This window comes from Nocardia pseudovaccinii, from assembly GCF_050942345.1.
Classification (GTDB): Bacteria; Actinomycetota; Actinomycetes; order Mycobacteriales; family Mycobacteriaceae; genus Nocardia; species Nocardia pseudovaccinii.
In genome coordinates, this window is the sequence record NZ_CP192074.1 from 9172344 (window position 1) to 9199002 (window position 26659).

General features: G+C 66.9%; 24 protein-coding genes. 11 read left to right on the forward strand and 13 right to left on the reverse strand.

All coding sequences use genetic code 11. The features are described from left to right. Positions 1-16 precede the first annotated feature (16 nt). Both ACQPZ2_RS41175 and ACQPZ2_RS41180 read right to left on the reverse strand, forming a co-directional pair. On the reverse strand, positions 17-3127 hold the full coding sequence (locus tag ACQPZ2_RS41175; RefSeq protein WP_433523298.1) for a sacsin N-terminal ATP-binding-like domain-containing protein: 3111 nt from the start codon (positions 3125-3127) through the stop codon (positions 17-19). Continuing rightward, positions 3124-6024: a DUF3027 domain-containing protein gene (locus tag ACQPZ2_RS41180; protein WP_433523299.1), complete on the reverse strand. Its 2901-nt coding sequence runs from the start codon at positions 6022-6024 to the stop codon at positions 3124-3126. Before ACQPZ2_RS41180 ends, ACQPZ2_RS41175 begins: the two co-directional genes overlap by 4 nt. Before the next feature lie 17 nt (positions 6025-6041). Between ACQPZ2_RS41180 and ACQPZ2_RS41185 the strand changes: the two genes are divergently transcribed. The 3 genes from ACQPZ2_RS41185 (at position 6042) to ACQPZ2_RS41195 (ending at position 9206) form a co-directional block, all read left to right on the forward strand. After that, a complete protein-coding gene (locus ACQPZ2_RS41185) occupies positions 6042-6815 on the forward strand; it encodes a glutaminyl-peptide cyclotransferase (RefSeq protein ID WP_433523300.1) in 774 nt (257 codons plus the stop codon). A gap of 69 nt (positions 6816-6884) precedes the next feature. Then, positions 6885-8627 carry an MFS transporter gene (locus ACQPZ2_RS41190; RefSeq protein WP_433523301.1) on the forward strand — a complete coding sequence of 581 codons (1743 nt, stop codon included), beginning with the start codon at positions 6885-6887 and terminating at the stop codon, positions 8625-8627. Positions 8628-8696: 69 nt separating this feature from the next. Continuing rightward, the gene (locus ACQPZ2_RS41195) at positions 8697-9206 is read left to right on the forward strand and encodes a DUF2771 domain-containing protein (RefSeq protein ID WP_433523302.1); all 510 of its coding nucleotides are present in this window, start codon (positions 8697-8699) and stop codon (positions 9204-9206) included. A 130-nt stretch (positions 9207-9336) separates the two neighbouring features. Here ACQPZ2_RS41195 and ACQPZ2_RS41200 read toward each other — a convergent pair whose 3' ends face one another. Further along, complete coding sequence (locus tag ACQPZ2_RS41200; RefSeq protein WP_063044411.1) at positions 9337-9762, reverse strand: cold-shock protein; 426 nt, start codon at positions 9760-9762, stop codon at positions 9337-9339. 201 nt (positions 9763-9963) lie between these two features. On the opposite strand from ACQPZ2_RS41200, the gene ACQPZ2_RS41205 reads away from it, so the two are divergent. Then, complete coding sequence (locus tag ACQPZ2_RS41205; RefSeq protein ID WP_387286249.1) at positions 9964-10206, forward strand: hypothetical protein; 243 nt, start codon at positions 9964-9966, stop codon at positions 10204-10206. 366 nt (positions 10207-10572) lie between these two features. After that, positions 10573-11196, forward strand: coding sequence for a transglycosylase family protein (locus ACQPZ2_RS41210; RefSeq protein ID WP_063044413.1), 624 nt, complete (start codon positions 10573-10575; stop codon positions 11194-11196). 103 nt (positions 11197-11299) lie between these two features. Here the strand turns inward: ACQPZ2_RS41210 and ACQPZ2_RS41215 are convergent, their stop codons facing one another. Continuing rightward, positions 11300-11488: a hypothetical protein gene (locus tag ACQPZ2_RS41215; protein ID WP_063044417.1), complete on the reverse strand. Its 189-nt coding sequence runs from the start codon at positions 11486-11488 to the stop codon at positions 11300-11302. 142 nt (positions 11489-11630) lie between these two features. Here ACQPZ2_RS41215 and ACQPZ2_RS41220 point away from each other — a divergent pair, with 142 nt between their 5' ends. Next, positions 11631-14030, forward strand: a complete 2400-nt coding sequence (locus tag ACQPZ2_RS41220; RefSeq protein WP_433523303.1) for a helicase-associated domain-containing protein — start codon at positions 11631-11633, stop codon at positions 14028-14030. On the opposite strand, the gene ACQPZ2_RS41225 is transcribed toward ACQPZ2_RS41220, so the two are convergent. From ACQPZ2_RS41225 to ACQPZ2_RS41235, 3 genes are all read right to left on the reverse strand, one after another. Further along, the gene (locus ACQPZ2_RS41225; RefSeq protein ID WP_433523304.1) at positions 14031-14543 is read right to left on the reverse strand and encodes an LppU/SCO3897 family protein; all 513 of its coding nucleotides are present in this window, start codon (positions 14541-14543) and stop codon (positions 14031-14033) included. 131 nt (positions 14544-14674) lie between these two features. Next, entirely contained in the window at positions 14675-14860 is a 186-nt protein-coding gene (locus ACQPZ2_RS41230; protein ID WP_433523305.1) for a hypothetical protein, read from the reverse strand. A gap of 41 nt (positions 14861-14901) precedes the next feature. After that, complete coding sequence (locus ACQPZ2_RS41235; RefSeq protein ID WP_433522759.1) at positions 14902-16305, reverse strand: IS1380 family transposase; 1404 nt, start codon at positions 16303-16305, stop codon at positions 14902-14904. A gap of 224 nt (positions 16306-16529) precedes the next feature. Between ACQPZ2_RS41235 and ACQPZ2_RS41240 the strand changes: the two genes are divergently transcribed. Then, positions 16530-17345 (forward strand): hypothetical protein, encoded by an 816-nt coding sequence (locus tag ACQPZ2_RS41240; RefSeq protein ID WP_433523306.1) that lies wholly within the window; start codon positions 16530-16532, stop codon positions 17343-17345. A 3-nt stretch (positions 17346-17348) separates the two neighbouring features. Here ACQPZ2_RS41240 and ACQPZ2_RS41245 read toward each other — a convergent pair whose 3' ends face one another. From ACQPZ2_RS41245 to ACQPZ2_RS41260, 4 genes are read right to left on the reverse strand one after another with little or no spacing between them, the layout of a single operon-like run. Then, entirely contained in the window at positions 17349-18740 is a 1392-nt protein-coding gene (locus tag ACQPZ2_RS41245; protein WP_433523307.1) for a M1 family metallopeptidase, read from the reverse strand. A 52-nt stretch (positions 18741-18792) separates the two neighbouring features. Then, positions 18793-19428, reverse strand: a complete 636-nt coding sequence (locus ACQPZ2_RS41250) for a LysE family translocator (protein WP_063044420.1) — start codon at positions 19426-19428, stop codon at positions 18793-18795. Between the two features lie 39 nt (positions 19429-19467). Then, on the reverse strand, positions 19468-20136 hold the full coding sequence (locus ACQPZ2_RS41255) for a DUF3239 domain-containing protein (RefSeq protein ID WP_433523308.1): 669 nt from the start codon (positions 20134-20136) through the stop codon (positions 19468-19470). Between the two features lie 40 nt (positions 20137-20176). Further along, positions 20177-21835 carry a DNA repair helicase XPB gene (locus ACQPZ2_RS41260; RefSeq protein WP_433523309.1) on the reverse strand — a complete coding sequence of 553 codons (1659 nt, stop codon included), beginning with the start codon at positions 21833-21835 and terminating at the stop codon, positions 20177-20179. A gap of 310 nt (positions 21836-22145) precedes the next feature. On the opposite strand from ACQPZ2_RS41260, the gene ACQPZ2_RS41265 reads away from it, so the two are divergent. Both ACQPZ2_RS41265 and ACQPZ2_RS41270 read left to right on the forward strand, forming a co-directional pair. Beyond that, the gene (locus ACQPZ2_RS41265) at positions 22146-22790 is read left to right on the forward strand and encodes a LysE family translocator (protein WP_063044423.1); all 645 of its coding nucleotides are present in this window, start codon (positions 22146-22148) and stop codon (positions 22788-22790) included. A 34-nt stretch (positions 22791-22824) separates the two neighbouring features. Next, a complete protein-coding gene (locus tag ACQPZ2_RS41270) occupies positions 22825-23475 on the forward strand; it encodes a trimeric intracellular cation channel family protein (protein ID WP_063044424.1) in 651 nt (216 codons plus the stop codon). Here the strand turns inward: ACQPZ2_RS41270 and ACQPZ2_RS41275 are convergent. Next, entirely contained in the window at positions 23472-24650 is a 1179-nt protein-coding gene (locus ACQPZ2_RS41275; protein ID WP_063044425.1) for a pyridoxal phosphate-dependent aminotransferase, read from the reverse strand. The two genes, ACQPZ2_RS41270 and ACQPZ2_RS41275, sit on opposite strands and share 4 nt — an antisense overlap. Positions 24651-24826: 176 nt before the next feature. On the opposite strand from ACQPZ2_RS41275, the gene ACQPZ2_RS41280 reads away from it, so the two are divergent. Beyond that, complete coding sequence (locus tag ACQPZ2_RS41280; protein WP_329415367.1) at positions 24827-25030, forward strand: hypothetical protein; 204 nt, start codon at positions 24827-24829, stop codon at positions 25028-25030. A 49-nt stretch (positions 25031-25079) separates the two neighbouring features. Here ACQPZ2_RS41280 and ACQPZ2_RS41285 read toward each other — a convergent pair whose 3' ends face one another. Then, entirely contained in the window at positions 25080-26000 is a 921-nt protein-coding gene (locus tag ACQPZ2_RS41285; protein ID WP_433523310.1) for a sigma-70 family RNA polymerase sigma factor, read from the reverse strand. Positions 26001-26061: 61 nt separating this feature from the next. Between ACQPZ2_RS41285 and ACQPZ2_RS41290 the strand changes: the two genes are divergently transcribed. Then, positions 26062-26631, forward strand: a complete 570-nt coding sequence (locus ACQPZ2_RS41290; RefSeq protein ID WP_433523311.1) for a GNAT family N-acetyltransferase — start codon at positions 26062-26064, stop codon at positions 26629-26631. Positions 26632-26659: the final 28 nt, after the last annotated feature.

Genomic DNA, 26659 nt, shown 5'->3' on the forward strand with positions numbered 1-26659 from the left:
GGCTGTGTAGCCGCGGTCAGGCCGGGTGGTGCGGGGTACGGATGTGGGTGGTTGTGCCGTCGCGCCACCAGGGGACGCAGACGGTGGCTTCCATGGCACCGCGTAGGCGGATCTGGAGATCGTCGTGGAGCACCAGGTCGCCTTGTTCATCGGGCAGGGTGAACAGTTGGCGCAGAACGATTCCCAGCGGTTCGGCGGACCAGGTGGTGTGGCGGCCCTGGCTCATCACCTCGGCGGTGATCACATCGGAGACCATGGGGAGATCGAGCAGGGTCGCGAGGGCGGACGCCGTGACGGTGTCGCCTGCTACCAGGTGATCCGCTGGAACAGCGAGGCCGAACCACGGCTGGTCGAGTACCCAGGCGTCGCTGGGGTCGACGACTGCCGAGGACAGGGCGCGCACGCGCTCGGGGAGCTCGAGTTCGGTCAGGTCGAGGTGATCCACGGCGGCGGCGAGGCGGGCGTGGGTTCGGGAAACCACCTCGGGTGTAGGGGTTTTCGATGGGTCGGCGAGTGCGTCCAGCAGTGCGGCGGCCAGTTCCTGGGTGATGGCATTCGGATTCGCCAGGACTCCGCGTAAGGCTTCGGAATCCAGGTCGGAAAGTTCGAATTCGGGGAGTAGGCCGGCGAATTCGGTATCGGCGGGGTAGCGGAGCAAGCCGAGCGGAATGCCATCGATACGCGCGTGTCTGCGCAACCACCAGGCCGTGTAGCCATCGGGATCGGTGAGCAGTTTGCGGGTGCGCGGAGTGGATGCCAACTGCCGCAACGCCTCTGGCCAGCAGGACTCTTCGACCAGGTCCAAGTCGCGGACTGCGGCCAGTTCCGGCGGATCTTCGGGCAGGCCCGACCACCAGCGCTCCTCGTCGTCCAGGTGGTGATCGGGGCCGGTGGGATCGGTTTCGACGACAATGCTGAAATCCCAGCCGACGCCCACCGCACGCAGCGCCTCGGCGCCGTAGCGGTCCACCATGTCCGTTGCGACAGTGCCGAACGGCGAATCCGGCACCTGCAATGTGCTCAGCGGTGCGTCGGGGAGCAGCAATTCGTCGGCGGGGAGCAATTCCCCAGTAGTGTCGGGTAATTCGAGGAGGCCGAGCCAAGACGGGAGTGCCGACGGATCGGCATGTGCGGCCAGCCGCAGCACGGCATCAGTGGTGTCGGGATCGCCCGGCTGATCCTCCAGTTCCGCGCGTAATCCGGGATCGCTCAACAGATCCTCGGCGGTGGCCGAACGTGCGCCGAGTCGCGCGAGGAGTGGATGCACTGCCTCGGGGTGCACCAGACGCGCCCAGTGCACCGGTATGGCGACATCGAGCTGGTCATCCAAAACTGCTGTGCGCGGTCCGGTTACCAGTCGGCCGTCTGCCAGCGGTACCGCGAGCGCGCCGAGTTCTTCAGCGGCCAGCGGGTCGACAACGTATGGCTCCAGCGCGACGTACAGCGAATGCCACCACTTCGGAGACCGCTCGAGTCCGGACGAAAGTTCCGCAAGCCGAGCAAGTCCCAGTCTGTGCACATCCAGCACACCGAGAGCCTCGCTATGTGCGCGCCCTGACAACTCGGGTATTACCAGTGGTCCGACGATGTCGTCGAGCAGGTCGGCCAATTCCGAACTCAGGCCGGTGAATACGCTCGCTCGCGTGGGTACCGCATGTCTTGTCCGGGGCGATCGCGCGTGGCCGGGAAGGTCTGCGGCGGTCCAGTCGTCAGTGTCGAGCGGACCACTGTGCTCGGCACCGCTCTCAGCGGCCGTGCGCACCGAAAAGGCTTGGTCCGCGACGGCTGATCGTGTACCGGCCGAGGCCGACTGTGCGGCGGTTTCGCCAGCGGTTTCCGAGCGGGTGGTGACGACCGGGAGCCAGGGGTGGGTCTGCAGTTCGCGGACCAGGGCCTCGCGCAGGATGCCGTCTACCTCGCTGCGCGCGAAGCCCGGGGCGGGAACCAGGACGAGGCGATCGCGCGGCGGGAGTGCGCGGGCGAAATCGCCGTAACCCTGGGCGAATTCGGCAAGGCGAGCTCCCGGGAGGACGCGTCGGCGGTCCGGCTGCATCGGTATGTCGGCTATCAGGAGAGCTGGTAGCGACAGCTCCTCGTCGGATCGCGTGGGTGCGCGCAGCACATCATGCGCAGCGGACACCGGCCTGCCATCCCGCAGCGGCAGCAACCAGCGCGCCCGGGCAGTCCGGTACTCCCACCAAACCCGGCGCTGCGATCCGGGGCCATCGATGCGCAACTCCCTGAGCCCGAGCCCTGCGGACCGGCCGGTGCCCAGATCTGCATCGGTGCGGCCGAATTCGGCGTCGTGGGTGTCGTGCGGCCCGATCAGGTCCGTGTGGCCGTCACTCGGGTCGGCGTGGCTGCCGCCCGAGTCCGCGTCGCCGTGTGCGGGGTGGGGTTCTTCGTGCCCGCGCTGGTGCGGACCTTCAGTGGGCAGATCGGTGACCGTGCTGGTGATCTCGTCGTCGCCGATTCGGATGCTCCGCAGGGCGGGCAGTTCGAGGAGGAGATCGACGGCTTCGGCGCGCATTGCGGCGAGTAGGGATTGGGGGTCGATGTCGGGGTGCAGGCGCAGGACGATCTCGGTGTCCGCCTCTGGTGGCGGGGTGGCGTCGGTCGGCCAAGCCAGGCGGAGGACGGGTGGGGTGAAGGTATCGGCCGGGACGGTGATCGCGTTGTCGCGCAGGGCTTTCCAGGTGAGTTCGTGGGAGAACCGTATGGAGCCGGTGGTCGATCGGACCTCGATCTCTTCGCTTACCGTGCGTACGGCGGTGAAGCCGACGCCGAAGCGGCCGACGCTCGCGGCCGGATCCGCCTTGCCGGAAGCACGCAGTGCGGTCAGCGCGTGCACGCCCGAAAGATCCAGCGGTGCACCAGTATTCGAAATATGTACGGCGCCGTCGACGAGACGCACCACCACCCGGCCCGCGACACCGGCCTTCGCCGCAGCATCCGCGGCATTCTGCGCCAATTCGGTCAGCAGCCGATCCCGATACCCCGCCCGCACCAGATCCGCCTCGGTCGCCGCATCCTCCCGCAACCGAGTAGGCGAATCACGCCAAGCCGCAAGAACCCCCGCCCGCAGCCCCGACGTCCCGAACGGATCCGCCGCCGATACCGCGCTCACCCCTGCGGCGATGACCCGAACTCCGGCCGAGCCGCAGCCCCGGGCCCACTCCCACCCGCACTGTCAGCGGTCTCACCATCGGCACCGGCGACCCCGCTGTCAGCGTCCGCCACGGCCCCGTCAGCATCGACAGCGCCACCATCAGCGTCGGCACTCACGCCGCGCGCGTCGGCCGCCTCGCCTCGAACGGCGGAAGCTTCGTCACCTGGAACTTCAGCTCCGCCCACGAAGTCTGCCGCCGCGTCGGCCCCGCCGGCACCCGATTCCGGCTGCGCCCCAGCACCTTCGATGTCCGGTTCGATCACTGCGGCCTCAGCCTCGACCGCCGCATCGACAACCCGCTCAGCCACGCGGTCGATGTCCGATGCCGGAGCAGCACCCGAAGCTTCGGACACAGCCTCGTCGACGCTGGACTCCCCCGCAGCGACGCCACCATCCGCACCGATTGCCGACGCACCGTGAATCGCCGCACCGGCGGCAGCACTGACCTCGGTAGCCCCGGTCGCGAAACCAGCATCCGATTCCGGCTGCGGCACAGCAGCTTCAGCACCCGGCTCGACCACGACGGCAGCGGCCGCTGCGCCGACCCCCGACTCCGGCTGCGGCACGCTCACTTCGGCACTCGACTCGACTGCTGCAGTGTCGCCAGCCGCAGACTCGGCAGGAACCGCCTCGCCACTCCCGGCAATCGCACCAGACGCGATCTCGGCGCCCGACTCCGGCTGCGGCACAGCGGCTTCAGCACCCGGCTCGACCACAACCGCACCGACACCCGGCTCCGGCTGCGACGCGGCCACCCCGGTGCTCGACTCAACTGCGGCGGTGTCGCCTGTTGCGCCACTCGCCACTGCCTCGGGAGCTACCTCGGCGCTCCCGGCGGTTGCACCGGACGCAAGCTCGGCACTCGACTCCCGCTGCGACGCAGCAGCTTCGGCGCTCGGATCTGCCGAAGTGGGGAAGCTTGCCGAGCCCGCACTTGCCCCGGCCTCAGGGCCTGCCACGCTCTCGGCAGTCGCACCGTTCGGCTCGGTCTCGCGACTGATGGATGCACCCGTCGTCGATCCAACCGGGCCCTCCGCCGCATCCGCGCCGGGCGCGACTGCGCCGATCGACTCGCGGTCCGCATCGGACGCGTCAGCAGGCTCGACCACCGCGCCCGGCTCAGCGACCACGTCAGCAGCAGGGCTGAATGTGGCTGCGGTGCTGGACATGTCGGCCACACCCTGGGCGAGGACATCGGGCTCACCCGATGTGCTCGACTCTGCCGCGGCCTCGCCCGGCAGGTGCGCAGCGTCCGACTCGACCGCGCTGGGCGGCTGGCTGCCGAAACGCGACGCAGCAGCGCCGTGCTCCGGGGAGGTCGGCTCAGCACTTGCAGCAGTCCGAGTTGCGGCAGCCGCATCACCTGCCTCGGTGCCGACACTCGGTGCCGCAGCATCCTCGACGACCGCCGAATCGGGCTCAGTCAGCGAATCAGCTGTCAGATCCACAGCAGCGTCACTGGGCTCGCTGACCCCGCTCGGCGCGGCGGCCGAAGTCGGCTCCACCGCAACCTCATCCGACGCGGCGACAGCACTCGATTCGACCGCGCTGGGCGACTCGGCCGCAATATCACTCGGTGCACCAACGACGGTCGACTCAACGACATCGCCGGTCAGACCTTCAGCAGCCTCAGTACTGGGCTCACTGTCCACACCACCCGCGGAGAAATCGACCGCGGCATCCGGCTCGGCCACAACATCATCCGACGGGAGAACAGTCGGCTCCACCGCGCTGGGCGACTCAGCCGCGACAGCACTCGACGTATCAACGCCGGGCTCGACCGAAGTCGGCGCAGCGACCTCACCTGTCAGATCTTCGGCGGCCTCAGCATCGGCATCGCTGTCCGCGCCGGGCATCGAGACATCGTGCGCAACCGACGCATTCGGCTCGGCCACAACATCATCCGACGAGATGGCAGCCGACTCCACTGAGCTGGTCGCAACATCACCGGCCCCTGCCTCGCTCGGCTGGGCCGCAGTATCGGATGCGGCACGATCGCTCGGCTCGACCGTAATCGGTTCTGCCGCGATCGCAGCATCACTGATGCCAGGCGCGGTGGCGGACTCACCCTCGGTGGTCACCGCGTCCGGTGCGGCGGGTTTGCGCAATGCCTCCACCGGGATCACATCGAACGCCGCGTCGTCGTACGCCTCGTACAGCGGCGATCCGCCGCCGGTCGGGACTTCTACGTCGGAGTGCGCGCCGCAGCCGTATTCGGCGTGGACTACGTGACCGTCGGCGCCCATGGCGTTGCCGCAGACACCGAAGGCGGAGCGGAGGGCGCCGGCGAGGGGGAGGTAGAAGCCGCAGCGGCCGCAGGTGGAGGGGGCGGCCTTGGCCATATCGGTTTCGGGGCCGTATTCGGAGTACCAGCGTTCGGCGGCTTCTTCGCGGCCCTCGCGGCTGAGCACCTTGGTACGGCCCAGGCCGATTTCCAGCGCGACCTCGTCGACGGCCGGATCGCCGCTCGCGATGTAGCCGGGCACCAGCCGGGGATCATCAGCGGGCGGGGCGAGCAGGTCGCCGGGCGCCAGATCGCCGGGGCGGATGCGCTGCTCCCACGGGACGAAATCGGGTGCGACCAGCGCGTCCGGACCGGGCAGCAGCGCCGATTCGCTCACTGTCGCGTATTGCGCGTCCGGCGGGGCCGCCACCACGACCGCCCACTGCCAGCCGCGATAGCCGGGCAGGGTGGCCTCGAACCGGTGCGTTGCCGCGGCCTCGTCCTCGCCGGTGACACCGATATGCGCGCCGACACCGGTTGGCTCCAGCTCCAGGAGCGCACGGCGGGCCACGTCGACGGCATCGGCAAGGATCGGCCGCACGCCGGACTGCGAAACAGATACTGCGCTCACGGCCTACATTTTGCCGTATGGAGCGCAATCGGCGTTCGTTGGCCGTCGTTGTCCTGGTCAGCCTGCTCGGAATCACCGGGTGTGGCGGCTCCGACGACGATCCGCCGCGACTGCATATCGAGGTGGTCGGCACCCGTCCGCACGATCCACGGGCGTTTACCGAGGGTCTGGAGGTCGACGGCACCGTGCTCTACGAAGCCACCGGCATGCCGGGCGCGTCGGGCGTGCGCGCCACCGATCTGACCACCGGCGACGAACTGACCAGAGCCGAACTGCCCAAGCCCTACTTCGGCGAAGGCGTCACCAAAGCCGGTGACACCCTCTGGCAGCTCACCTGGAAAGACCGGGTCGCGATCGCCCGCGATCCGGCGACATTGGCCGAACGCGCCAGGGCGTCCTTCGACGGCGAGGGCTGGGGGCTGTGCACCCACGCGGGCAAAGTGGTGATGAGCAACGGCACCGACACCCTCACCTTCCGCGATCCGCTCACCTTCGCCGTGACCGGCACGGTAACCCTCACCACCCGAAACCGTGCCCGCCTCAACGAACTCGATTGCGCCGCCGACGGTTCCGTCTACGCCAATTCCTATCCCACCGACGAGATCCTGCACATCGATCCCGAAACCGGCCGTGTGCTCGCGGTCATCGGCGCGAGCGGACTGCTGCCCGCGACCGTGCGCGCGCGCACCGATGTGCTCAACGGCATCGCGCAGCTGCCCGGCACGGACCGCTTCCTGATCACCGGCAAATACTGGCCGACCATCTTCGAGGTCCGATTCGTACCGGACTGAGCTCACCTTTCCGGACGGCTTGGAGCGGCAATTGAACCCAAGTCGCCGATGTACGACAGAATTGACGTTGTGACTACTCCCCGCGATCCCTCCGGTTCCGACCGCGGTCCGTGGGATGGCGAGGAGTCCCCACCGATCCAGCGTCACCCCGGTTACGACCGCTACCCGCCACCCCACACCCCGCCCCGTCGGTCCCCGCTTCCGCCGCTGCCACCTGAACCACCACCGCAACGCCGCGAACCACCGCCGACCAAGCCGCTGCCCGGCGGATCCGCGAAACCGGCAGACCCGCCGCCGGAACCCGAAATTCCGGCCGAGCCGCAGCGCGTTCCGCGCAAGCTGACCGTCACCCGGGTCGCCGCCATGCGCGGCCGTGAGCTCACCTCCCGCGGTGTCGCCACCTTCCAGCGCGCCGCCAAGGCCGACGGCGCCGACAAATCCGGCCTCACCGCGCTGACCTACGCCACCATGGCGAACTTCGCCCTCGACGCCGCGATCGCGGTGGCCCTGGCCAACACACTGTTCTTCGCCAGCGCGACCGCGGAGAGCAAAACCAAAGTCGCGCTCTACCTATTGATCACCATCGCCCCGTTCGCGGTGATCGCCCCGCTCGTCGGACCGATGCTGGACCGACTACAGCGCGGCCGCCGCCTCGCACTCGCCACCTCCTTCGCCCTGCGCGTGGTGGTCGCGGTGGTGCTGATCATCGCCTTCGACAGCTGGGCGCTGTATCCGCTCGCCCTGTGCATGATGATCGGCAGTAAATCGTTCTCGGTACTCAAGAGCGCGGTGACGCCGCGCGTGCTGCCACCCGAAATCGACCTGGTGCGCACCAACTCTCGGCTCACCGTGTTCGGTTTGGTCGGCGGCACCATCGGCGCGGGCGCGGTCGCCGCTCTCGCCGCCGCGATCGCCGGCTCCAATGGCGCACTGGTGCTGGCCGCCGCGATCGCGGTCGCCGGAACCTTCCTGAGCCTGCGCATCCCGCGTTGGGTCGAGGTCACCGAGGGCGAGGTTCCGGCGACCCTCAGTTATCACGCGAAGACCGAAGTGTTCAGTCCGGCAACCGAAGCCACGGTTCCGCCGCGCAAGCGCAGGCAGCCGCTGGGTCGCGCGGTCGTGACCGGACTGTGGGGCAATGGCGCCATTCGCATCTTGACCGGCTTCCTGACTTTCTATGTGGCCTTCGTCGCCAAGGCGACCGAACACGGCGGCTGGCAGCAGGCCGCCATGCTCGGTGTGGTCGGCGTGGCCGCGGCGATCGGCAATTTCGTCGGCAACGCGACCGGCGCCCGGATCAAACTCGGTAAGCCGTCACTGATCGTGCTGGGCTGCACCGCGGCCTGCTGCGCGGTCGCCCTGCTCGCGGTCTTCCTCGACAATCTGCTCGGCGCCGCATTGGCCACCCTGGTCGCGGCGGGTGCGAGCGCGCTGGCGAAAGTATCGCTGGACGCCTCCATCCAGGACGATCTGCCGCCGGAATCGATCGCGTCCGGCTTCGGCCGGTCCGAGACCGTACTGCAGCTCAGCTGGGTTCTCGGCGGCGCGGCGGGCGTGCTGATGCCGACCACCTATTGGCAGGGTTTCGCGTTCATCTCCGCGGTCCTGCTGTTCGGGCTGCTGCAGACCTTCATCAGCGACCGCGGCCACTCCCTGCTGCCCGGCCTCGGCGGCCATCGCCCCGAACATGCCGAGCAGGCGGTCGCGACCACCCGACACGCCGACGCCGACCGAGCCGCACAACGCGGCAAGGAGCGCGGTAGCGAAACTAAGCACATGCAACGAGGCACAGGAGATCCGATCTGTGAGTAAGCGCAGCGAACGAACCAAAGACACAGCAGCATTGCTCGCGACGAAGCCGAGCGCCGGCGAGGCGCAGTCGTGAGCAAGCTCAGTACCCGCACCGTCGTCGCGCTATGCGTGGCGGCCCTACTGGTGTTCACCGTCGCCTTCGTCGGCGTGTTGACGGTGTTCGTCCGCAATGCGGACCACCCCGACCCGACCGTCACCGCATACGCCCACGGCAAGACCGTCACGGTGTCCCCATTCCTGTATTGCACAGTGAAAATGGAGGACTGCAAGTACGGCGAGACCGTCATCCTGGACGTCCCCGCCGGATACCCGCTGCAGCTGTCGCTGCCGAAGAAGATCGCCGACGCGCCCTGGCTGGCGCAGCTGGTCTACGCCATGCCCACCGGCGAGAAGGTGGACCGGGTGGTGAGCCGCAACGATTTCCCCGAGGGTGCGCTCGCCGTCACCATCGATTCGAAGCCGGAGCCCGAATTGCGGCTCGTCGGTATCGAATTGCAGCTGCCGATCCTCGCGCGCGACGAGACGGGCCGCGAGTTCTACGTCCCGCATGCGGCCTGGTCGATCAGCACCTCGTCGTAGCGACTGCTCGCAGGTCGCTCGAAAGGGTCGGCAGCGACTGCTCGCAGGTCGCTCGAAAAGGTCGGCCTGAAAACGATTCGCGCGCTGCCCGGTAAGCCGGGCAGCGCGCGTAATTCGTTATCCGCGAACGTCAGTGATCGAGTTCGCGCGCGACCGCCCGCACCACTTCCGAAATGCGCTGCGCGGTCTTGCGATCCGGGTACCTGCCCTTGCGCAGATCCGGCTGCACCTTGGCCTCGAGCAGGGTGATCATGTCCTCGACCATCCCGTGCAGCTCGTCCGGCGTGTGCTTGCGCGCGGCCGGTTCCTTGTGCGCACCGCGATCGCGGTCCTGGCCCTGACGGACCGAGGGCGGCGATTCGAGCACCTTCAGACTCAGCGCCTGCGGGCCACGGCGACCGGCGGCCATGCCGAATTCGACACGCTGGCCGGGCTTGAGCCCATCGACGCCGTCGGGCAGCGCGGACGAACGGACATAGACGTCCTCACCCTCGTCCTGGGAAAGGAAGCCGAAGCCCTTTTCGACGTCGTACCACTTCACCCTGCCGGTCGGCACTGCACTCACCCGTTCGTCATCGAAACTCGGGCCCCACTGGCCCGAGCACATCCGTCTGCCCAGGTGCTCGTCCGGCATACCGCCTCGGACAGCTCCTGTCAGTTTGCGAAAAGAACGCGCCCCACAGCTGTGCAGGACGCGATTGACACAGAGTCTACCCCGGTGCGAATAACGCAAGCACATCAGTTTTACGGTCGAGCAGTGACGAATCCATCCGCGCCACCGCCTCCGAGCCGCTCACCGCGCCGCGCGGGCGACCGGTTGCTGTACGTGGCACTCGGTCTGTTCGCGATCGGCTTGCTTGCGATCGTCGCCATATTCCTGACGCCGGTCCTCAGTGATTCCGACCCGGGCCTGTGGCTGTATCTGCTGGCGATGTTGGCGCCGCTCGGCTTCCTCTGCGCGATCGTTTTCGCACTGTGGTCCGGCCGACGATCGCGGTAAACCGGTTACCCCTGCTAATCGTTACCGAACCGTCAGTGTGATCCTCGTCACATAACGGCGCGATAACGGAGCGGCAGCGGCCCGTGACCGGCCCGCCCGCACCATGTCTCAGCTGCGCGGAAGCTTGTCCGCCGCAACCGATACCGGTCCGAGACCCACGCAGACCCGCCGGTTACCAAATAGTGATTTTTCGCGCCGATCGTCGTACGGTCTTACCCAGCCGGGACAACCGGCAACCACCGGCCCGCCGCATCAAACCTCACCCCGCGGGTACCGGACCCCAACGGAAGCAGGGGTGGGGGCGGGACGGACGACCTCTCAGTCCGGACCACGTGCAGATGCGTACGAGAGGCAGAAGAACCCGATATGAGTGGACGCCATCGCAAGCCAACCTCCACCGGGCGCACCGTAGCCAAGGTCGCCGTCACCGGCGCGATCATCGGCACCGCAGGTGTGGCTCTCGCTGGAAACGCCAGCGCGGCACCCGACCAGGATTGGGATCGCCTCGCGCAGTGCGAGGCCGGAGGCAACTGGGGCATCAACACCGGCAACGGTTTCCAGGGCGGACTGCAGTTCTCCCCCTCCACCTGGAATGCTCACGGCGGCGGCGAATACGCCGCGACCGCCAACCAGGCCACCCGCGAACAGCAGATCGCGGTCGCCGAGAAGGTGCTCGCCAGCCAGGGCTGGGGCGCTTGGCCCTCGTGCTCGTCCTCGCTCGGCTTGAGCAGCGGATCCACTCCGCGCACCGCCCCCTCCTCCACCGAGACCCCGCGCTGGAACCCGGCCCCGGCAGCCCCGGAGCAGGCCGCCGCCGACCCCAGCCAGCAGGTGTTCGACGCGATCGACCGCGCCGTCGCCGTCGTGCAGGGTCAGGGTGTGCAGATCCCGCAGGAAGCCCTCGATTTCTTCAATGCCGCCAAGGGCACCCAGCTCGACCCGGCAGTCGTGAGCTTCTACGAGGCGAACAAGGGCATGCTGCCCTCCTGAGTCGTCACAACGCAGACGATACGAAGAAGGTCCCCGCATCATTGATGCGGGGACCTTCTTCGTATCGGCGGGTTTTCCGTCCGGGTACCGAGCGATGTGCCGCTCAGCGGTTGATCACCGTATTCGGGTGCATGTACGGCAGCTGATCGGCCGGAAGCGGAAACTCGGTGTCCTCACCGAACGGCGAGAGCCCACCGGAACGAGTCGACGACAGTTCGGTGACCGCATGGCCACCGTCCTCCACCGAGGGCCAGCCATGGTCGACATAGGGTTTCTTCGATTTGTTCACCACGTCCACATTGTGGCATGCGAGCGACCCGCCAGCACTCTGCCCTCCGCCGCTGCCCACGCCCGGTCACGGATAAACGACATCAACTAGGCTGACAAAATCGACAATATTCGGACTGCGACGCAACGACTGATCTCGAGAGCACATGGGTAACTCGTCGGGGACGCCCAAAGCCGGACCGGGCACACGACCGCCGGCCCGCGACGGCAGTCACGCGGCACTCACGACCGGCAAAAGGCCCGGGGCGGCGGGAGAGCCTGCGACCGAATCCCTGGCCGGGTGGCTCGCGGCCCGCAGCGATGCGCAGCTGGTGGCCCTGCTCGAACTCCGGCCCGATCTGGCCGTGCCACTGCCCTCCTCCATGGCGGTGCTCGCGGCCCGCGCCGAGCAGCGCGCGTCGGTCCTGCGTGCCACCGATGACCTGGACACACTCGAGTTCGCGATCGTGGAAACCCTTGCGGTGCATCGGGCGACGGGGTCGGGCGGAACGCCGATGAGTCGCAAGGCATTGCGCGTGCAGTTGAAAGATCGGGTGAAGGTCGCAGCGATCGATGCCGCGCTGGCCCGCCTATCCGATCGCGCGCTGGTCTGGAATGTCGGAGACGACCTACATCTGATCCCGGCCACCGCCGAGGCGCTGCCGTGGCCGATCGGCAGCACCACCGAAATTCCCGATGCGCTGACCGAGCCCGAGGTGTCAGCGGCCCTCGCGGCCGTCTCCCCCGCCGAACGCGCGCTGCTGGACAAGCTGGCCACCACTGGCCCGCGCGGACGCACCAGGGACGCGGCTCCGGGCACACCGGCCGACCGCCCGATCCAGCAACTACTCGGCCGCCGATTACTGCACTGGATCGACGAGGAGACGGTCGAACTCCCGGTCACCGTAGGCCAAGTGCTGCGCCGGGAGCCGGTGACCCATCCGCACGCGCTGAAAGCGCCGGAGCCGACGCCGACGAAGCACAGCCCCACCGAAGTGAATGCGGTCGCGGCGGGCGAAGTGGGCGAGCTACTGCGGCACTGCGCCGACATTCTGGAGGCGCTCGGCCAGGCGCCCGCGCCCGCATTGCGCGCGGGTGGGCTCGGAGTGCGGGAGTTGCGCCGCATCGCCAAACAGACCGGTATCGACGAACCGCGCGCCGGACTGCTCGTCGAACTGCTCGCCGCGGCCAAACTCATCGAAAAGGGTATGCCCGACCCGCCACCGGAATTCGACTCCACCGACGACTTCTGGGCCCCCACACCGGCCGCCGACGGCTGGCGCGACGCCCCGCCCGCGCGCCGCTGGGTGGCGCTGGCACAGGCCTGGCTGGACCTGGACCGCGTGCCGTGGATGATCGGCATGCGCGACGCCAATGACAAACCGCTGGCGGCGTTGGCGATCGAGCTGCGCACCCCGCACGCGCCGCGCGACCGTCGCACCATGCTGAATCTGCTCGCCGAATATCCGACCGGCACCGCACTGGCCCCCACCGATATCGGCCGACTGCTGGCCTGGCGGCAACCGCGGTGGCGCAGGCACTTTCGCGCCGAGGCGGTCGAGCACACGCTGGACGAGGCCGCGACGCTCGGTTTCATCGGGCGCGGCGCGCTCGCCTCACCGGCGCGAGCATTGCTGCACGGTTCGCCGAACAGCGCGTCCGATGCCGAGGCCGAGATGGAATCGGCGCTGCCCGAGCCCATCGATCATGTGCTTGTCCAGGCGGATCTGACCGTCATCGCGCCCGGTCCGCTGACACCGGAGCTACAGAACCGGGTGGCACTCGTGGCCGATATCGAATCCGCGGGTGCGGCAACGGTTTACCGGATCAGCGACACATCGGTGCGACGTGCGCTCGATGCCGGGATGACCGCGGCCGAACTGCATACGCTGTTCACCACCCATTCCCGCACACCGATCCCGCAGTCGCTGACCTATCTGATCGATGACGTCGCGCGCAGGCACGGCCAGTTGCGGGCCGGTATGGCCCAGTCGTTCGTCCGCAGTGACGATCCGGCACTGCTCGCTCAGGTACTGAGCTCGCCGGTGGCGGGCGAACTCGTGCTGCGGGCCATCGCACCCACCGTCGCTATTGCCCAGGCCCCGCTCGGCGAATTGCTCGAACGGTTGCGTGCTGCCGGATTCGCCCCGGCCGGTGAGGATTCCGCGGGCACCATTGTCGATCTGCGCCCGCGCGGCGCCCGGATCGCGGTGCGTCCGCATGCCAGGCAGCCATATCGTCCGACGCCGCCGAGCACCGAGCAGCTGACACTGCTCGTCGCGGAGCTGCGAGCGGGTGATCGGGCCGCCAGCGCCCGCAACGGCCAGGCGGTGCGCCCGGACGGCACCAGAACGAGTACCGCCGCAACCCTGGCGCTGCTGCAATTGGCGGCGCGGGTGCGGCGGTCGGTCAATATCGGTTATGTCGATGCCCAGGGCGTCGCGTCACAGCGTGTAGTCGAACCGTTGAAGGTCGGCAACGGCCAGCTCGACGCACTGGACCCGGTAACCGGCGCGATCCGGCATTTCACCTTGCACCGGATCGCGTCGGTCGCACTACTCGAGTAATCAGCTCTTGGCTGCGCCGAGGCAGAAGGTGACCTTCGGGTCCGGCACGGTTACGAAGCTGGTCGCGTCGGCGCCACACTGCAATTCGTCGGCCTGACCGTCGATGCGCTGCACCACCTTGAAGGTGGCTTCGGAAGAGGAGCAGTCCACGTACTTGTACGGGTTCGTGCCGACGTCGGCGTAGCAGCTGCCCTGCTTGAAGTTCGGCGCGAGGCACATGTAGGCCTGGCCGCCACTGACCAGATCCTCGGTGTAGGTGGTGTATTCGGCCGCGCATTCGATCTTCTTGTCCGCGGTCTGGAATACCTTGTAAACCGCCTTCGGCGACGAGCAGTCGACTGGCTCGGACTTGGTGGCCGATGACGAACTGTCGGTGACATTGATGCAATCACCGACCTTCGCCTTGGCGGTGTCGGACTTGCTTGCATTGTCGAGCGCCGAACAACCGGTCACCACGGCCACCAATGCGCCCACCGCCAGGAGGGCGAGCACAATGCGTGCCAGCAGCCTCATTCCTGGGAACTTCAACGTGAAACCCTCTCTCACCGAACGTGTCCACGACAGATGTGAACGCGGTGAGGATACCGTCACGGTCGCCCGAACCGCATCAGCAGTTCGGACAACCGACCAACAGGAGGCGCGGCTCAGTACTGCCCGTAGAGTCCGGTCAGCCCCATCAGCGCGAGATTGACGAATTTCGGGATCAGGTTGACCAGGACCATGATTCCTAAACCTCGATCCATGGACTCGGGTTTCGGGCTGGTCTGCGCGCCGGAGGCGCGCAGACCAGCGGGTTTCGGGTATGAGGTAGCCGCTGGTCTGCCCAGCATTTCCACGTGGATCTCGGTTCGGGCCGGTTCTGGCCGGGTGGTCAGGTAGTGACGGGTTGTGGCGGTGTGTAGCCGATCGTGTTGTGCCACAACATGAGCCATGGCTCGACCCAGGGCCAGTGGGTGGGCAGATGCAGAATCGGCCGACGTTGCGGGCGGGCCAGTCGGGCGGGGATGTTGACGATTTTGCGGCGCAAGGTAGCTGCGCGGGCGCGGCGGTGGTTGCCGCCGGCGAGGGTTCCGGCAGCGCGCAGCAGGTTATGGGCGATCCCAGCGCAGATCACCCAGGCGGAGTTGGCACCGAATTTCCCGGACGGCATATGGGCCAGGGGACCGTCGATGAGGTCGGCGAAAACGGTCTCGATGACGGCGTGTTTGCGGTGGGTGATGTCGGCATCGGCAACCGGCTCTTGCGAGTTGGTCAGGAAGGGGTGGTGACGCCACACAGGGAACAGCGCGTCGGGGTAGCGGGCGTCTTTCACCCGCCGCACGATCAGCCGGGCGGTGACGCGGTCCTTGGTGGAAGCAAAAGCGGTGTAGGAGGTTTCGGCGACCTCGGCGTCGGAGATCCACTCGCCTGTGTCGGGGTCGCGGACCGCACCGGGATAGCGCACCGGGGTCCACGCGTCATCGGGAATCGAGGCGATCGCTTTCTTCACGGCCGCGTTCTTGGTCAGCACCAGCGAGAACAGTGCCCCAGCCCGCAGCGCTGCGCGCACGACCCTGCGGTTGCCATAGGCCGAATCCCCGCGCACCACGATGGTGCCGGTGGCCCCGGCGGCGCGGGCGACGCCGATCGCTTCTGTGACCATCGACCCAGCTCCTTTGCCGGAGCCGGTTTTCCCGGCGCGTAACCGCATCCCGGCAACAACCGGTGCCGCGAGGTCGGTGCTGAGCGTGGCCGCCAGGGGTGAAAGCCCTTTGCGGAGAACCTGTTTCCCGGCGATCTTCGCATGCCCGTAGGACGCGCCCTGCTTCTGCTTGCCATAGACCGGGCGCAGCAGCGAATCGATATCGACGAAACACCGTGTCTGCGCGCCGGGCAGCAGATCGGTACGGGCGGCCAGCGCGGACAGGTGCTCGCGCATCACCGACTCCAACTGCTTGGCATGACCAAAGCTGAACTCGCGCAACAGAGTTCCCACCGTCGAGGGCGCATACACACCACCGAACAGGTGCCCCATCCCGCCGCTGCGCAGCAGGTCGATGTCATCGATACTGTCCGCACCCGCGCACATCCCGGCGATCAGCGTGGCCAGTTTCGGGGCCGGGTTGGCCGACCCGGAAGTGATCCGCGGCGAAGCTATGGCGACCTTGTCAGCCAACATGCTGGTCAGGCCCGTTTGCTCGGCCAACGTCATCACCGGGACCAGCCCAGCCACCGAGACGAGATTGTCGTCATCGAACACTGCCGAGCCCTCGGCGAACGTGTGAAACAATCGCACTGAAAGTGTCTTTCCGATCTTGCAACGATTGATGCGTGAGAACACCAATCATCGCAGCTCGGAAGGCACTTTCCCTATTCCGGGGACGGCCCACCACTGATTACGTCCACGGATCGAGGCTAAACTGTTCACTATCAATGCCTTTCGCATTACGAACACATGGACGTTTGTCCAGCATGTGCACTCTGTCGCTTCCGAAGACCCGGTCGTTACGCTTGGCAAGTATGAGGCTCGAAGAGGTCGCCGTCGACTTGTACGGATTAGACCCTGGTGAGTTCATCGCCGCCAGGGCGGCACGCGTCGCCGAGGCCAAGGATGCGGGCGATAAGGCGCTCGCGACCGCCGTCGGCAAACTACGTAAGCCGACGGTGGTCGCCTGGACGGTGAACCTGCTGGCCCGTGCCGCACCCGATGATGTCGATGCGCTGCTGCGACTGGGGATCGCGCTGCGTACGGCGCAACGCGAATTGTCCGGCGATCAGTTGCGCACACTGACCACGCAGCGGCAGCAAGTGGTCAATGCCCTCGCCAAGCGAGCGGGCGCACTGGCCGCAGATCGCGGGCATCCGGTCACCGAGGGGGTGCTGCGTGAAGTGGGACAGACGCTTACGGCGGCGCTGGCCGATGACGCGGTCGCCGAGCAGGTGCGCAGTGGCACGCTGGCGACATCGGCGAGTTATGCGGGTTTCGGGCCGGGCGGTGCCGCACTCACCTCGGTAAGCGGAACGGGCGCAAAGAAATCCACCGAACCCGTCGCAGCAGACAATGCGGGGCAGGAACTCGATGAGGCACTCGAGGCCCTCGAATCTGCGTGTGCAGCACGAGATTCGGCACAGGAAGAGGTCGAAGAGACGACAAAACGATTGGCCGAGTGCGAATCCCGCATCGCGACATTGCGCGAAGAGCTCGCACACGCCGAACAGCAGAAGCAATTCGCCCGCACCGCCGATCGCGGTGCACAGGACCAACTACGCGCGGCCCGGAAACAACTCGATCGGGCAGAGCGCTGGGTGGAAAAGGCCCGCGAACGCGTCGACTGAACGTCAGCCGCGCAATGCGCCAGGGAAAAGGTACTCGTCCGGCGGCATTGTGGTGCGGTTCAGCCAGGCGTCGAAGAAGCCGGTCAGATCGGCCGGGGATTTCGACTGCATGAAGGTACGAAACTCCGGCATCGAAGCATTGCCGTAAGCGTGGGCGGCGTTGAATTCCCGGACGGCCGTGAAGAATACGTCGTCGCCGAGTTGTTTGCGCAGGGCGTGCAGGAACAGCGGGCCGCGATAGTAGACGGAGGTGAATTCATTTCCGACGCCCGGATTTTCCAGCGGGATATCCCAGAATTTCGGGTCGGTTCGGTTCTTTCGAATGGTCTCGCGGTAGGTCGCGTCGACATCCTTGCCCTCCATCCGTTCCGGCCACAGATAGTCGGCGGTGTAGCTGGCGAAGCATTCGTTCAGGCATACATCGGACCATTGCCGCACGGACACCGAATCACCCCACCATTGGTGCGCGATTTCGTGCACCGCGGTCGGCAGGTCGGTCCACGGTGCGTAGATCGGACGGGTCTGGGTCTCCAGCGAGAATTCCAGATCCGCGTCGACGTAGATGCCACCCGCGGTATCGAACGGATAGGGACCGTAGAGCGCCTCTTCGAAGTCGATGATTTCGGGCAGGCGCTGCTCGGTTTCCCTATTGCGCTCCGCATTCTCCGCGAAGGCGCTGATCAGCGGGGTTCCGTTGGCGCGGCGCTGTTCGAGGTAGCTGTAGTGATCGATCGCGACCGTGGTCAGGTAGCCGAGCACCGGTTGATGCGATTCCCAGGTGACGTTGCGCTGCGCACCGACGACCGCGTTCTCGGTCCGCACACCGTTGGAAACCACCTCCCATTCCGCGGGGACCGACGCGTGCAGGGTGAAGGTGGCCTTGTCCAACGGGGTGTCGTTGAGCGGATACCAGGTGGTGGCCGAATGCGGTTCGCCCGCGACGAAGGCGCCGCCGCTGGGCGCGTAGGTCCAGCCCTCGCCTTCGGTGTTCCTGGCTTGCCCGGCGTAGTCGACGGTCACCGTGAAGGGCAGGCCGGGCAATAGCGGCAGCAGTGGAGTCACGGTCAGTTCGTGTTCGCCGTTGCGGTCGAAGGCGGCGGGCAGGTTGTTCACCGAGACCATGCGCACGTCCGGGCCGTTGAAGTCCAGATTGAACATCCGCAGGGGCTGGGTGGCGGTGGCGTCGATCGTGGTCGTGCCGGTGAGCTGATGGCTCGGCGGGTCGTAGCCGATGGTGACCTCGTAGTGCCCGACGTCGTAGCCGCCGTTGCCGTCCAGCGGGTAGTACGGATCGTCCAGACCCGGCGCGCCGACGAACGGATCGGCGTTCGCCGGAACCGGGGCGGCGACCAGTGCGCCGACCACGGCCGCACACAACCAGCCGGACCACCTCATACGACCACCACCCCTTTCATGGCCCACCTGACCTCGGTGGATGGTAGTCGCTTCAGTCGGCGCTACCGCTGAGTGCCACCGACGCGCCGAGGCCGAAGATCATCGCACCGCCCGCACCGCCGACCGCCTCCAGTCGTTGCGGCGAGCGCGCGAACCAGGTGCGTGCCGATGCGGCGAGCAGGCCCCAAGCGCTATCGGAGATCAATGCGATCGCCAGGAAGATGGAGCCGAGGATCAGGAATTGCAACTGCAGCGAACCCGCCGACGGTTCGGCGAAATGCGGCAGTACCGCCGAGAAGAAGACGATCGCCTTGGGATTGGTCAGCCCGACGAACACGCTCTGCCGAAAGACCTTGGCATCGGCGGGGTCGAGCTGCGCGTTGAGCGCCGCCCGCAACGCCTTGCGCTCGCGGATCGCCTGGATGCCGAGGTACATCAGATAGAGCGCACCGGCGAACTTGACCACGGTGAGCGCGAGCGCCGAGGCCGCGAGCAGGGTGCCAAGGCCCACCGAGACCAGCAGTAGCGCGATGAAAACGCCCGCGGAATGACCGAATACCGAGACCAGGGCGGCGCGGCGGCCGAGTGCGAGGGCCCGGCCGATGGTGAAGAGCACACCCGGTCCGGGGATGACGATGATGACAATCGATGCGGCGATGAAAGCCAGCAGGTTGGACGCCGGAACCATTTACCGAGTCTATTCGGCGGCGCAAGCGAATTCGGCTGATCAGGAGCCCAGGTCACCGGGCAGCTGGTGCGGGTCGAGCAGCAACCGTTTGGCAGAGGTGCGCCGCACCTTGTCGGCGAGTTCCAGATTGTCGGTGAGCAATCGCCATTCGACCTCGCTGATGGCCGCGCGCGCCCGATCGATGACGGTGCCGTCGCGAGTGCCCCAGGCGATCGGCATTGCGCTGACCGACTGCCAACGCTCGCCGACCTGACGCGGCGCCCGATCGGTGCGCACCGCGACCGACGGCACCCGCTCACCCGCGCGCCTCTCGTGCCCCGGCAGATCCCGGACCTTCCTGATCACCAAGGCATAGCGCGGGTCGTGAGTCTCCGGTTTCGAGACATCGACCAGTGCGAGCAGCACCACCCCGCCCGGATGCGTTTCGGAGACGACCGCGGGGACCAGTTCACCGTCGGCATAGAGCTTGTCGATGCTGGAGCGGTGCGGTGTCCAGAACGCCACCCACAACGCGACGACCGCGCCGAGTGCGAATGCGATCGCCAGCAGATAGGCCCACGGATGGTTGAGCCAGATCAGATACGCGGTGCCGGTCGCGGCGATGACGGCCGCCGCGATCGCCATGACCCGCAGTCGACGTAGGTCGGCGAAGACTTCGTTGACCGCATGGGCGTGCTGCCGGTCCACCGCGAATTCGAAGCGTCGCACGTCTTATTCCTAGCATACGTATCGGAGGTAATTCCTCCGCTTATCCGATGGCCGGTCCCAGCAAGTCGTCGGCATCCGTAATGCGATACGCGTAACCCTGTTCGGCGAGGAAACGCTGCCGGTGCGCGGCATATTCGGCGTCCAGGGTGTCACGTGCGACGACCGAATAGAAGTGGGCTTGGCCACCATCGTGTTTCGGCCGCAACAGTCGACCGAGCCGTTGCGCTTCTTCCTGGCGTGAACCGAATGTTCCCGAAACCTGCACCGCGACAGAGGCTTCGGGCAAATCGATGGAAAAGTTCGCGACCTTGCTCACCACAAGCACCGGAATCTCACCGCGCCGGAAGGCATCGAAAAGTTCTTCGCGCTCTTTGGTTTTCGTCGAACCTTGAATTACCGGCGCATTCAGATCCGCGCCGAGTTCGTCGAGTTGGTCCAGATACGCGCCGATCACCAAGGTCTGCGCATCCTTGTGCTGAGCCAGAATCGATTCCACCACAGGGATTTTCGTGCGCGCGGTGGAACAGAGCTTGTAGCGCTCTTCGGGCTCGGCGGTGGCATAGGCCATCCGCTCGGCATCGGTGAGGGTGACCCGGACCTCGATGCAGTCGGCGGGGGCGATCCAGCCCTGCGCCTCGATGTCCTTCCACGGCGCGTCGTAGCGCTTGGGTCCGATCAGCGAGAACACGTCGCCCTCGCGGCCGTCCTCGCGGACGAGGGTCGCGGTCAGACCGAGCCTGCGCCGCGATTGCAGATCGGCGGTCATCCGGAAGACCGGCGCGGGCAGCAGGTGCACCTCGTCGTAGATGACCAGGCCCCAATCGCGGCTGTCGAAGAGTTCGAGGTGCTTGTATTCGCCCTTGGTGCGGCGGGTGATCACCTGATAGGTGGCGATGGTGACCGGACGGATTTCCTTGCGCTCGCCGGAGTATTCGCCGATTTCGTCCTCGGTCAACGAGGTCCGGGCAAGCAGCTCACGCCGCCACTGCCGTCCGGCCACCGTATTGGTGACCAGGATCAGCGTCGTGGCCTGCGCCTTGGCCATCGCGGCCGCGCCGACCATCGTCTTGCCCGCACCACACGGCAGCACCACGACACCCGAACCACCGGCCCAGAACGAATCGGCCGCCATCTCCTGGTAATCGCGCAGATGCCACTTCCCGCCGGTGTAATCCAGCTCGATCGGATGTGCCTCGCCGTCGACGTAGCCCGCCAGATCCTCGGCCGGCCAGCCGATCTTCAGCAGCATCTGCTTGATCCGGCCGCGCTCGGACGGATGCACGACCACGGTGTCCTCATCGACGCGGGCGCCCAGCATCGGGGCGATCTTCTTGTGCCGCAGCACTTCCTCGAGCACCGCGCGATCCAGACTGACCAGCATCAACCCGTGCGCCGGATTCTTCACCAGCTGCAACCGGCCGTACCTGGCCATGGTGTCCACGATGTCGACCAGCAGCGGCTGCGGGACCGCATACCTCGAGTAGCTGACCAGGGCATCCACCACCTGCTCGGCATCATGACCCGCCGCCCGCGCGTTCCACAGCGCCAGTGGCGTCACCCGATAGGTGTGCACATGCTCCGGCGCCCGCTCCAATTCCGCGAACGGCGCGATGGCCTGCCGCGCCACCCCGGCCAACTCGTGGTCGACCTCCAAGAGCAGCGTCTTGTCACTCTGAACGATCAGCGGACCGTCGGTCACAGTCTCTCCTCGTATACGGCGCGTCCGGCATTGCCGGATCGCTCGTGCGACTCCGGCCCATTCTCCCCGACGCCACCGACAACCCATCGGATGCGGCATCGATCCTGCTCCCGACGGGCGTAGCTTGCGTTGGCTTCGCACATACAGCGTGCGAGCAGCCTGTTTTGTTCCGGGACGATGCACCGACCGGCCATTCTCGTCCGGATACCGCGGGATCGAGACACGACTGAGCGATGACGTCACCTGGTCGGTCCAGCGGTGTCCGACTGGACCGAGACATCGACAGGGAGTGCGGGTGAGGATCGGGGGCATGATCGAGACTGCTGCGTTGTTCGGTGTGGCGGCGGCCGCGTTGGGAATGGTGCTCACACCGGGACCGAACATGATGTATCTGGTGTCGCGCAGCGTTTCGCAGGGACGGCGGGCCGGATTGGTGTCGCTCGGGGGTGTGGCGGCCGGATTCGGGGTCTACTTGGCGGCGGCCACAGCGGGGATCACCGCGGTGTTCGCAGTCGTGCCCGGCCTGTATCTGGCGGTGAAGCTGGCGGGCGCGGGATACCTGTTGTGGCTGGCCTGGCAGGCCGTGCGGCCCGGCGGGACCTCGGTCTTCGCACCCGCCGAGCTGCCGCCGGATCCGACGCGGCGATTGTTCACCATGGGCCTGGTCACCAATCTGCTGAATCCGAAGATCGCGATCATGTACATGGCCTTGATCCCGCAATTCGTGACGCCCGAACACGGCCGGGTGTGGTTGCAGAGTCTGTGCCTCGGGTCGGTGCAGATCGCGGTGGCGTTGACGGTGAACGGGCTGATCGTGCTGGGTGCGGGCGGGATCGCCGCCTTCCTGACCGGTCGGCCGCTGTGGTTGCGGATCCAGCGCTATTTCATGGGCACGATGCTCGGCGGGATCGCGGTACTGGTCGCGACCGACCGCGCGCGGCCGATGCCTGCCTGAGCCCCGGTGCCGCTGGATATGTGATCGTGTGCGCATGGCGCATTTCGATTCCGCGGTGAATACCGCGCAGCACGTCGGGGAGCTGTTCGGCGTCTTCGCCTTCGCGACCTCGGGGGCGCTGCTCGCGGTGCGGCGCGGATTCGATGTATTCGGGATCGTGGTACTGGCTTGCAGTACGGCGCTCGGTGGCGGTGTCATTCGGGATCTGGTGATCGGCCGGACACCACCCGCGTCGTTCGTCGATCTCAGTTACCTGTGGACCGCGCTGCTCGCGGCCGCGGTCATCTTCTTCTGGCATCCGTCGCCGCGCGTGACCGGCGGTCCGCTGGGGGTGGCCGACGCCTTCGGGCTGGGGCTGTTCTGTGTGACCGGCACGGTGATCGCCTACAACCACGGTCTCGGCGCGCCCTCGGCCACCCTGCTCGGATTGGTCACCGCGATCGGCGGCGGAGTGATCCGCGATCTGCTCGGCGGACAGACGCCGAGTGTCCTGATACCCGAGCAGATCTATGCGGTACCAGCACTTTTCGGTGCCACCGCGACCGCGACGCTACTGCATTTCAATGCCTACAATCCGATCACCGGCGCCTGCGCCGCGCTCGGCGCCATCGTATTTCGCCTGCTCGCGATGCGGTACGACTGGCACGCGCCGCAGGCGCGGCGGCGCCCACAGGACCGGGCCTAGCCCACTCGAACACCCGCACGGAGTCGGCGCACGCCCTCGTCGAGGGTTTCGTCGCGTTTGCAGAATGTGAAGCGCACCAGGTGATTCCACGCCTCGACGTGGTCGGCGAAGGCGATGAGCGGCACGGCCGCGACACCGAGCCGAGCCGGTAGTTCCCGGCAGAAGGCCAAGCCGTCGGTTGCGCCCATCGGCGTGATATCCGCGCAGATGAAATAACCGCCCGCACTCTCCTTCACCCCGAAGCCGGTGTCCTTCAGCGCGGCGGCGAGCCGGAGTCGCTTGTCCGACAGCGTGTCTCGCAGTGCGGCGACCCAGTCGAGTTCATTGTTCAGCGCGTGCGCGACGGCCGGTTGGAACGGCCCGCCCGCCACGAAGGTCAGGAACTGTTTGGCCGCGAGCACACCGTCGATGAGTTCGGCCGGCCCTAGCGCCCAGCCGGTCTTCCAACCGGTGACGCTGAAAGTCTTTGCCGCGCTGGACACTACGACGGTGCGCTCGGCCATACCGGGCAGGGTGGCGAGGCTGATGTGCTCGTTGCCGTCGTAGACGAGATGTTCGTAGACCTCGTCGGTGAGCACCAATAGGTCGTGCTCGCAGGCGATTTCGGCGATCGCGGTCAAATCGGCGCGGTCGAGTACGGTGCCGGTCGGGTTGTGCGGTGAATTGACGATCAGCATCCTGGTCGCGGGCGTGATGGCGGCGCGCAGGCTGTCCAGGTCGAGTACGAAGCGGTCACCGTCGGCGACGAGATGGGCCGTGCGCCGCCGCGCTCCGGCCAGCGCGACCGCGGCCGCATAGGAGTCGTAGTAGGGCTCGATCAGCACGACCTCCCGGCCGGGCTCCACCAGGCCGAGCACGGCGGCACTGATCGCCTCCGTCGCACCGACGGTGACCAGGACCTGCGTGTCCGGGTCGTACTGGGTGCCGTAGCGGCGGGCCCGGTCGGCGGCGATGGCGCGCCGCAGGATCGGCATACCGCGACCGGGCGGGTACTGGTTCAGCCCGTCGGCAATGGCCTGACGCGCGACCTCGAGCATGCCTGCGGGTCCGTCGGTATCCGGAAAGCCCTGGCCCAGGTTGATCGCCTCGTGCCGGACGGCTAATTCGGTCATCTCCGCAAAGATCGTGGAGGCGAAGGGGCGCAGGCGGGCGACGGTCGCGGGTTGCGAGGACATATCCGGAGAGTAGCCCAGCGATCGCCATTGTTGCCAACAGATAGCGAAAGGCTATATTTCACTTTTGAATTGGACCCTCTACCTGCAAGGTTGTGCGGTGTCCCAACGGCGTCTAGCCTCACCGTGTTCTACCTCACAAACCGCCGACCTGCGGCGGTAGCTCGAAAGGGGCGCTTATGGCCTCGTATCTGGACCTGGTACTGCAGCCGGCCGCGTCGGAGGTCGCCGGAACGGTACTGGGTTTCCTGCGAAATGTCGCACACGACCTGATCGCCGGATTCGGCTCGTCCACCGGCGATTGGTTCAACGGCTCGTCGACCGGCAATAGCGGCACCGGATCGTCGACCGGGGACTGGTTCCTGGGCTCGTCCACGCCGTAATCCGATGGCGGTGTCAGGCCTGGCGATGAGGGCCCGGCCTGGCACCGTCTCACCCCAGACGGACGTGGGACAGTTTCTCCGGATTCGCGAGATCGTAGGTACCCCAGACCAATCCGTCGCGAACCGCGAATCCGATCACCCGGGGCGGACCGTCGAGCCGCCCGTAACCCGGGCCGACCCGATACACGACCAAACCCAATTGACCGTTGACCGTGGCGAATTCGAATTCCAGTGTCGGCTCCGCGGAGCCGTCCATGCCGTACTTGCGCATCAGCCCGAGGAGGAAACGGGCGACCTTGTCCGCACCGGCGATGACATTGATCGCGGTGGACGTGGTGCCGTTCGCATCGCCGATTATTACCGAATCCGGGTGCAGCGCAGCGGTTATCGCGGCGATATCACCGGCGGACAGCGCGGCGACGAAATTGCGCACCGCGGTCGCGTGCTCGACATCCGGGACGGGCGGCGGGGCCTGTGCGACGGATTTCCTGGCCCGCACGGCCAGCTGGCGCGCCGCCTCCGCCGTAATGCCGAGGATTTCGGCGATCTCGTCGAACGGCACCGAAAGCCCGTCGTGCAGAACGAATGCCACGCGCTGCGGTGGCGTCAGACTCTCCAGCACCACCATGGCGGCGAGGCTGCATTCCTGTTTGCGGACCACCGCCTCCAGCGGATCCGGCATGGTCGATGGGGTGGTACCGGTGACGACCGGCTCCGGAAGCCACTGCCCGACATAAGTTTCCCGGCGCACCGCGGCACTGCGCAGGCGGTCCAGGCAGATTCGGCTGACCACGGTGGTCAGCCACCCTCGCAGATCCTCGATCTCGGATTGATGCGTACCGGCCAGCCTCAGCCAACTCTCCTGCACCGCGTCCTCGGCGTCGCCCGCACTGCCCGTCAGCCGGTAGGCGACCGAGAGCAGATGCGCCCGATGCGATTCGAACAAGTCGGCGAGAAGAGCGGCAACCATCGGGCTGATTCTACGTTCCGCGCTGATCGGCCCGACGAGCCGGTCATGACACCATGATCGTATGGAGGATCATCCGCTATCCGACACAACCATCTGGTTGTCGCGGCCGACCGAGGCCGATATCGACGATATCGTCGCATGCTGCCAGGAGCCCAGCATCGCCGAGTGGGTGACGATTCCGGTCCCGTATCACCGGAAGAATGCCGAATCCTTCCTCGACGATATGGTCGCGCCCGGCTGGGCCACCCGCAGTCCGATCTGGGCGCTGCGGACGCGGGCCGACGGTCCGGTGGTCGGCATGATCGATCTCAACGCGCGCGACGAATCGGCATCGGAAATCGGCTTCTGGCTGGTCTCCGCGGAACGCGGACGCGGGCTGATGTCGCGTGCGGTCGCCCTGGTGTGCGAATTCGGTTTCCAGCCGACCGGATTGGGGCTGAGCCGGATCAACTGGCGCGCCTTCGTCGGCAATCATGCCTCGGCCGCGGTGGTCCGCCGCAATGGTTTTCACTACGAGGGCATGGCGCGACTCGGCAGTATGCAGCGCGGCACCCGCCGAGACACCTGGCTGGGCGGACGGCTGGCGACGGACCCGCCCGGCCCGGTCTCGGATTGGCCGCCCGGAATCTGACGGAACCGCCGACCGGTGCCGCGCAACA

Excerpts from the sequence above, each read along its gene's own strand:
- ACQPZ2_RS41185 (WP_433523300.1), top strand. The coding sequence starts at position 6,042 with ATGGAGCGCAATCGGCGTTCGTTGGCCGTCGTTGTCCTGGTCAGCCTG.
- ACQPZ2_RS41210 (WP_063044413.1), top strand. The coding sequence starts at position 10,573 with ATGAGTGGACGCCATCGCAAGCCAACCTCCACCGGGCGCACCGTAGCC.
- ACQPZ2_RS41220 (WP_433523303.1), top strand. The coding sequence starts at position 11,631 with ATGGGTAACTCGTCGGGGACGCCCAAAGCCGGACCGGGCACACGACCG.
- ACQPZ2_RS41225 (WP_433523304.1), bottom strand. The coding sequence starts at position 14,543 with ATGAGGCTGCTGGCACGCATTGTGCTCGCCCTCCTGGCGGTGGGCGCA.
- ACQPZ2_RS41230 (WP_433523305.1), bottom strand. The coding sequence starts at position 14,860 with ATGCTGGGCAGACCAGCGGCTACCTCATACCCGAAACCCGCTGGTCTG.
- ACQPZ2_RS41240 (WP_433523306.1), top strand. The coding sequence starts at position 16,530 with ATGAGGCTCGAAGAGGTCGCCGTCGACTTGTACGGATTAGACCCTGGT.
- ACQPZ2_RS41245 (WP_433523307.1), bottom strand. The coding sequence starts at position 18,740 with ATGAGGTGGTCCGGCTGGTTGTGTGCGGCCGTGGTCGGCGCACTGGTC.
- ACQPZ2_RS41250 (WP_063044420.1), bottom strand. The coding sequence starts at position 19,428 with ATGGTTCCGGCGTCCAACCTGCTGGCTTTCATCGCCGCATCGATTGTC.
- ACQPZ2_RS41265 (WP_063044423.1), top strand. The coding sequence starts at position 22,146 with ATGATCGAGACTGCTGCGTTGTTCGGTGTGGCGGCGGCCGCGTTGGGA.
- ACQPZ2_RS41270 (WP_063044424.1), top strand. The coding sequence starts at position 22,825 with ATGGCGCATTTCGATTCCGCGGTGAATACCGCGCAGCACGTCGGGGAG.
- ACQPZ2_RS41275 (WP_063044425.1), bottom strand. The coding sequence starts at position 24,650 with ATGTCCTCGCAACCCGCGACCGTCGCCCGCCTGCGCCCCTTCGCCTCC.
- ACQPZ2_RS41280 (WP_329415367.1), top strand. The coding sequence starts at position 24,827 with ATGGCCTCGTATCTGGACCTGGTACTGCAGCCGGCCGCGTCGGAGGTC.
- ACQPZ2_RS41285 (WP_433523310.1), bottom strand. The coding sequence starts at position 26,000 with ATGGTTGCCGCTCTTCTCGCCGACTTGTTCGAATCGCATCGGGCGCAT.
- ACQPZ2_RS41290 (WP_433523311.1), top strand. The coding sequence starts at position 26,062 with ATGGAGGATCATCCGCTATCCGACACAACCATCTGGTTGTCGCGGCCG.